At 67.3% G+C, this 5,555-nt stretch carries 7 protein-coding genes; 3 read left to right on the forward strand and 4 right to left on the reverse strand.

The window, feature by feature from the left end; genetic code table 11:
- Positions 1 to 1,140, reverse strand: a 1,140-nt coding sequence (locus tag AC5JJ6_RS39410; protein ID WP_496047272.1) for a cupin domain-containing protein, incomplete at its 3' end; no start/stop codon positions are given.
- A 119-nt stretch (positions 1,141 to 1,259) separates the two neighbouring features.
- Between AC5JJ6_RS39410 and AC5JJ6_RS39415 the strand changes: the two genes are divergently transcribed.
- Positions 1,260 to 1,964: a YggS family pyridoxal phosphate-dependent enzyme gene (locus AC5JJ6_RS39415; RefSeq protein WP_496047273.1), complete on the forward strand. Its 705-nt coding sequence runs from the start codon at positions 1,260 to 1,262 to the stop codon at positions 1,962 to 1,964.
- A 26-nt stretch (positions 1,965 to 1,990) separates the two neighbouring features.
- Here the strand turns inward: AC5JJ6_RS39415 and AC5JJ6_RS39420 are convergent, their stop codons facing one another.
- The 3 genes from AC5JJ6_RS39420 to nth form a co-directional block, all read right to left on the reverse strand.
- Positions 1,991 to 2,512 (reverse strand): L,D-transpeptidase family protein, encoded by a 522-nt coding sequence (locus AC5JJ6_RS39420; RefSeq protein WP_496047274.1) that lies wholly within the window; start codon positions 2,510 to 2,512, stop codon positions 1,991 to 1,993.
- Between the two features lie 45 nt (positions 2,513 to 2,557).
- Entirely contained in the window at positions 2,558 to 3,529 is a 972-nt protein-coding gene (locus tag AC5JJ6_RS39425) for a hypothetical protein (RefSeq protein WP_496047275.1), read from the reverse strand.
- Positions 3,530 to 3,681: 152 nt separating this feature from the next.
- The gene (nth, locus tag AC5JJ6_RS39430) at positions 3,682 to 4,359 is read right to left on the reverse strand and encodes an endonuclease III (RefSeq protein ID WP_496047276.1); all 678 of its coding nucleotides are present in this window, start codon (positions 4,357 to 4,359) and stop codon (positions 3,682 to 3,684) included.
- A gap of 81 nt (positions 4,360 to 4,440) precedes the next feature.
- On the opposite strand from nth, the gene AC5JJ6_RS39435 reads away from it, so the two are divergent.
- Together AC5JJ6_RS39435 and AC5JJ6_RS39440 are read left to right on the forward strand one after the other, a co-directional pair.
- Entirely contained in the window at positions 4,441 to 4,956 is a 516-nt protein-coding gene (locus tag AC5JJ6_RS39435; RefSeq protein ID WP_496047277.1) for a DUF2244 domain-containing protein, read from the forward strand.
- A 123-nt stretch (positions 4,957 to 5,079) separates the two neighbouring features.
- Positions 5,080 to 5,555, forward strand: a 476-nt coding sequence (locus tag AC5JJ6_RS39440) for a helix-turn-helix domain-containing protein (protein ID WP_496047278.1), incomplete at its 3' end; no start/stop codon positions are given.

The following is a 5,555-nucleotide window of genomic DNA, read 5'->3' on the forward strand; positions in this document are numbered from 1 at the left end:
GCTGGGATGGGCTTCGGCGAATTCCGACTCGGAGAAGCTTTCGCGGCCGACGACCCAGGAGACGGGACCCTCGACGCCCGGAGGGATCGGCACGGCGCGGCGGTCGTCGCCCAGCTGCCAGCCGTTCTGGCCGCGCGTCACCTTCAGGCTGGCGCTGCGGCGGCGCCAGCGTTTGGCGAGCGCGTCGCCGGGCAGGTTCAGGGTGCCCCGGTCGTAGTGAAAAGCCCGCATATGGGCGGCGAACTGGCGAAGGATGGCAGGTTCGCGGACGTAATCGGCGATCCTGGCGCCCAGCGCCGCCAGATGGTCGGCCATGGGACCGGAATCTCCGCCGGCGGCTTCGGGGCCGGGCGACGGCACCGTGCGGCGGAACAGCGGGTCATGGACCGCGCGTTCGAACAGCATCGAGATCAGGTCCAGCCCGATCACGGAGGTCAGGCCGAAGGCGATGTGGATGCTGGTCTCGGCGGAGGCCAGCGCGTCGTGGTACCAGCCGCGCGGCAGGTACAGCACGTCGCCCGGCTTCAGCGTCACCTCCATCGTGACCGGCCCCTTGTGCTTGTCGTGGAATTCCTGACCCAGCGACTTGAAGAAGGGATGGGCGATCGGGTCCTCGAAATGGCGCTGGTAGAGCCGCCACGTCTTTTCGCCGGTGACATGGAGTGCGTAGACGTCATGGGTGTCGAAATGGCTGCCGAAGGCCTGATGCGCCCGCCACGAGCAGTAGAGGTTGGCCTGGGCCTTGCCGCCGAGCCCCTGCTCCAGCGCGTTGGCCGCCGCTTTCAGGCCGGGCGTCAGGCTGTCGATGTCGTTGCAGACCAGCGAGGCGCCGCGCCGCAGCCAGGTCCCGACCTTGTCCAGGTCGGCCATCATGGCGTCGCGCCCTTCCCTGTCCTGCGCCGGACGGCAATATTCCGCGGGCTCGAGGATCTTGGTGTCGAGCACGAGCTGGAGCGACTTGCCCGTCCATATGCCGGATTGGCTCAGGAGACCCGACAGCGTCGGCCAGTCCATGACGGAGGCCAGCTTGTCCGCGGCGCCGGGGATGTGGACCGGCTTCTTCCCGTGGTAGTCGCGGAAGAACTCCTCCGGCGTCAGCGGATACAGGATATCGGCGAGGCTTGCGATCTGCTGGGGCATGGTAAGCTGGTCCGGTATTTGAGGCTGGCCGCTGGTTTTGCTGGCTTTTTGCCACAGATGGACGCCGATGGACACAGGTGATAGGGTCCGCCGCATCTTTTGAGCGGTTAAGACTGGCCATGACGAACGCTGAAACACCTACCTCCGCCGCCACCGATATCGCGGCCAATCTTGCGGAAGTCCGCAAGGCCATCGCGGATGCCGCCAAGGCGGTTGGCCGCGATCCTTCCGGCGTCACGCTGGTCGCGGTCGGCAAGGTCCAGCCGGTCGAGAAGCTGGACGCCGCCCTGGAGGCAGGCCAGCGGGTGTTCGGCGAAAACCGGGTGCAGGAAGCCAAGGCCAAGTTCCCGGAGCGGCGGGAGCGCTGGCCCGATATCGAGCTTCACCTGATCGGACCGCTCCAGACCAACAAGGTCAAGGAGGCGGTGGCCCTGTTCGACGTGATCCAGACCGTGGACCGGCCGAAGCTGGCGGTGGCGCTGGCCGAGGAAATGGCGAAGCAGGGAAAGCACCCGCGCTGCTATGTCGAGGTCAACACCGGCGCCGAGCCGCAGAAGGCCGGCATCCTGCCACAGGAGGTCGGGGACTTCCTGGAAAGATGCCGGACCGAATACGGTCTGCCCATCGCCGGCCTGATGTGCATCCCGCCGGCGGACGAGGAGCCGGCGCTGCATTTCGCCCTGCTGGCCGATCTGGCCAAGCGGCACGGGCTGACGGATATCAGCATGGGCATGAGCGGCGACTACGAAACGGCGGTCCGGTTCGGCGCCACCCATGTCCGCGTCGGCACCGCCATCTTCGGCGAGCGCAAGCCGAAGGAGTAGCGGGACGGAAATAGCAGGATCGCGCGTCAGCCGGCGATGCACAGCCGGTCGCCCGGCGTGCAGTGCTTCAGCAGGGCAAGCAGGTCCGGCAAGGCCAGTGCGACGCAGCCGGCGGTCGGCTCGTAATCGGGCTTGGCCACATGCACGAAGACGGCGCTGCCGAAACCGGGAACGACGGGATCGTCGTTGTGCCCGATCACCACGACGGCGTCGTACAGCCCGTCGGTCCGCCACATCTCCTCATGGCTGGCTGGATGGGGCAGGCTTACCGGCTGGTTATAGGCAGGATCGGCGGGATCGTCGCACCACCCGTCGGCAGGTTGGATCGCGGTAACGGGAAGGCCGGTTTCCGGCGGAGCCAGACGGTCGGGACGGTACAGCACGCGGCGCAGGACGAAAGCGCCGACCGGCGTCGCGCCGTCCCCTTCCCGCTTGTCCGCCCGGATGCCGCCGCGTCCGATCGCGCAGCGGAAACTGCCGCCGGGATATGTCAGCGTTCCGCCGCCGGTAAGCTGCCCGGAAAGTTGCCCGGTAACCTGGATGTCCATGCCGTTTTCCTGAAGTCTCATCCGAGACCGCGATCATAGCCCCGATCAGAAGGCGCCGCGAGCGGCAGCGGCGCCAGCGCCGTTCGACACCGAGGCGGCGCCGGTACGGGCGCCCTGCTTATACTTGTCCAGCGCGTTCATCATCATGTCGGCCACCAATTCCGGCGGCACCGGCGCTGGGCCGCTCGGCGGCCACGCCGCCGTCTGCGTCTGGTTCGCCGGGAGGATACGCGCCTCCGCCTGGGGCTGGGCCTGCGATGCCGCCGGCTTCGTGCTCGCCCGTTCCGACGCCAGATGGGCGGCGGCGCGCTGGACCGGCGTCTTGTCGATATTGGCCGCCGGCCCGGTCGCGACCGGCACCGGCCTGGGAAGAAGGCCGGCGGTGCGCTTCGGCACCGGGAAGCTCCGCGCCGGTTCCGGATCGCCGAGACGGCGCTGGACAGGAGCGGCGGCGCGGGCGGCGGGCATCAGCACGTCGCCGGCGGCGGCAGGTTCGGTCATGGCGACGGTGGTCGGGGCCGGCGCGGCCTGGGCCGGTGTTGCGGGGGCGGCGGCTGCCGCGGCGGCCGATCCTGCCGGTCCCGCCGATCCCGCAGACGGGGGTGCTGCGTCCGCGACAACGGTATCGCCGGTCGTCCGCGGTACGGCGCCATCGGAATCCTTGAACATCGCGAGTACGTGCTCGCCGGGGTCCTTGCCCGTGGTTTCCGCGACGATGGCGCTGCCGATGCCGGCGACCAGCCCGACGACCCCGCCGTAGATACCGCCGCCGATGATCCGCGACACCCCCTTGATCGAGTCGCCGGTCAGCTCGCGGTAGATCGTATTGACCACGGGGATGTGCTGAAGCGGGTTGACGATGTCCACGAAGTCCCAGAAGTCCATATCGACCGTACCGGTATCCGGCACTTCGTTCTCCTGGATTCCGTTCGGAACCGGAGTCTCCCAGTTCTTTCTAGCGATCTGGGGAGATGCGCGGCTGATGCTGGTATCGGCTGTCAGGGTATCGATGGACATGGCATGGCCTCCTGGGTGACATTCATCAGCAAGGGCCGTGCCAATCGGGGGTACCACCGGTTACAGGGGTTTTCGCGGCGGTTGCGGGCCATGCCCGGCAAATCCTGCCGCCGTGCCTGGGGAATTCCTGCCGGGCGGAACGATGCGGCACTTCAGCCGGCGGGAACCGGAACCGGCGGATCTTCCAGCATGTCGCGCTCGCTGGTCTTGTCGGGATAGGCGCATAGATCGCGGACGGCGCAGGCCGGGCAGTCGGGCTTGCGCGCCTTGCAGATATAGCGGCCGTGCAGGATCAGCCAGTGATGCGCATGGGGCTTCCAGCGCGCCGGGACGTAGCGCACCAGCTTGCGCTCGACCTCCTCCGGCGTCTTGCCCCTGGCAAGGCCGGTGCGGTTGGAGACGCGGAAGATGTGGGTATCGACCGCGATCGTGGTCTGGCCGAACGCCACGTTGAGGACGACGTTGGCCGTCTTGCGGCCGACGCCGGGCAGGGCTTCCAGGTCCTTCCGCTTTCGCGGAACCTCGCCGCCGTGCTCGGCGACCAGGATCTCGGACAGCCTGATGACGTTCTTCGCCTTGGTGTTGAACAGGCCGATCGTCCGGATGTACTGCCGAAGCTTTTCCTCCCCCAATTCCACCATCTGCAGGGGGGTCTGGACGATCTGGAACAGCGGGCCGGTCGCCTTGTTGACCCCGATATCGGTCGCCTGGGCCGACAGCACGACCGCCACCAGAAGGGTATAGGGATTGATGTATTCCAGCTCGGTCTTGGGAGCCGGATTGTCGGCGGCAAGACGGCGGAAGAATTCGTCGATATCTGCGGGCTTCATGGCGGCAGCTTATCCCGGCCCGGCCCGTTGCGCAAAGGCGGCATCTTTACCTAAGCCGGCAAGCCATCATATCGTAGTGTCATGACCGCCATCCTGCCAGACGATACCGGCGGCGCCAGCGCCGGACAGAGGGTCTTCTTCGACGCGATCCTGCACCCGCACAGGAGCCTGTCGCCGAAAGGATTCGCGATCTTCATGGGCGTCTTCTCGGCGATCAGCCTGACGGTCGGCGGCTTCTTCTGGCTGAAAGGCGCGTGGCCGATCTTCGGCTTCTTCGGACTGGACATTCTGCTGGTCTGGTACGCCTTCCGGCGCAACTACCGCAGCGCCCGCATGTACGAGACGGTCCGGCTGACGGAGCGCGAACTCGTGGTCCACCGCGTCGGCCTCAAGGGCCGCGACGGCACCTGGACGTTCCAGCCGTACTGGCTGCGGGTGACCATGGACGACCCGCCCGAACACGAGAGCCAGGTAACGCTGAGCAGCCACGGGCAGACGCTGACCGTCGGCTCGTTCCTGTCGCCGGAAGAGCGCCTGGATTTCGCCAAGGCGCTGCGGGAAGCCCTGGGAAAGGTCAACGCGGGCCATCCGGCATAGGCGGGCCCGGCAGCAGGAACCGGGCAACAGGAACAGGGCAACAGGAACAGGACAGCAAGAATCGGGTTGGCCCGGCTGCTTTTTCGGCGGCATATGACGATCCTCAGTTCGGGAGAGGATGACATGAGCGCCGCCTTCGACATCACCGGTCACGAATTGGACAATTCGACGGATCCAGGCAGCCACTACCGGGCGATCGCCGCGGCGATCGACCTGATCGTGGAGAGCTACCAGGACCAGCCGTCGCTGGACGACATGGCCGCAGCCGCCGGGATGAGCCCGTTTCACTTCCAGCGCGTCTTCAAGCGCTGGGCCGGCATCAGCCCCAAGCGCTTCGCGCAGTTCGTCACGCTGGGACATGCCAAGCGGCTGCTCGACGACGACGAAAGCGTGCTGGGCACGGCGCTGGAAGTCGGCCTGTCGGGGCCGAGCCGGCTGCACGACCTGTTCGTCGCCTGCGAGGCCATGACGCCGGGAGACTACAAGGCCGGCGCCGGGACTCTGACCATCCGCTGGGGATTGCACGACAGCCCCTTCGGGCGCGCCCTGCTGGCGGCCACCCCGCGCGGGCTGTGCTGGCTGAGCTTCGTGATCGACGG

The organism is Skermanella sp. (assembly GCF_059503625.1).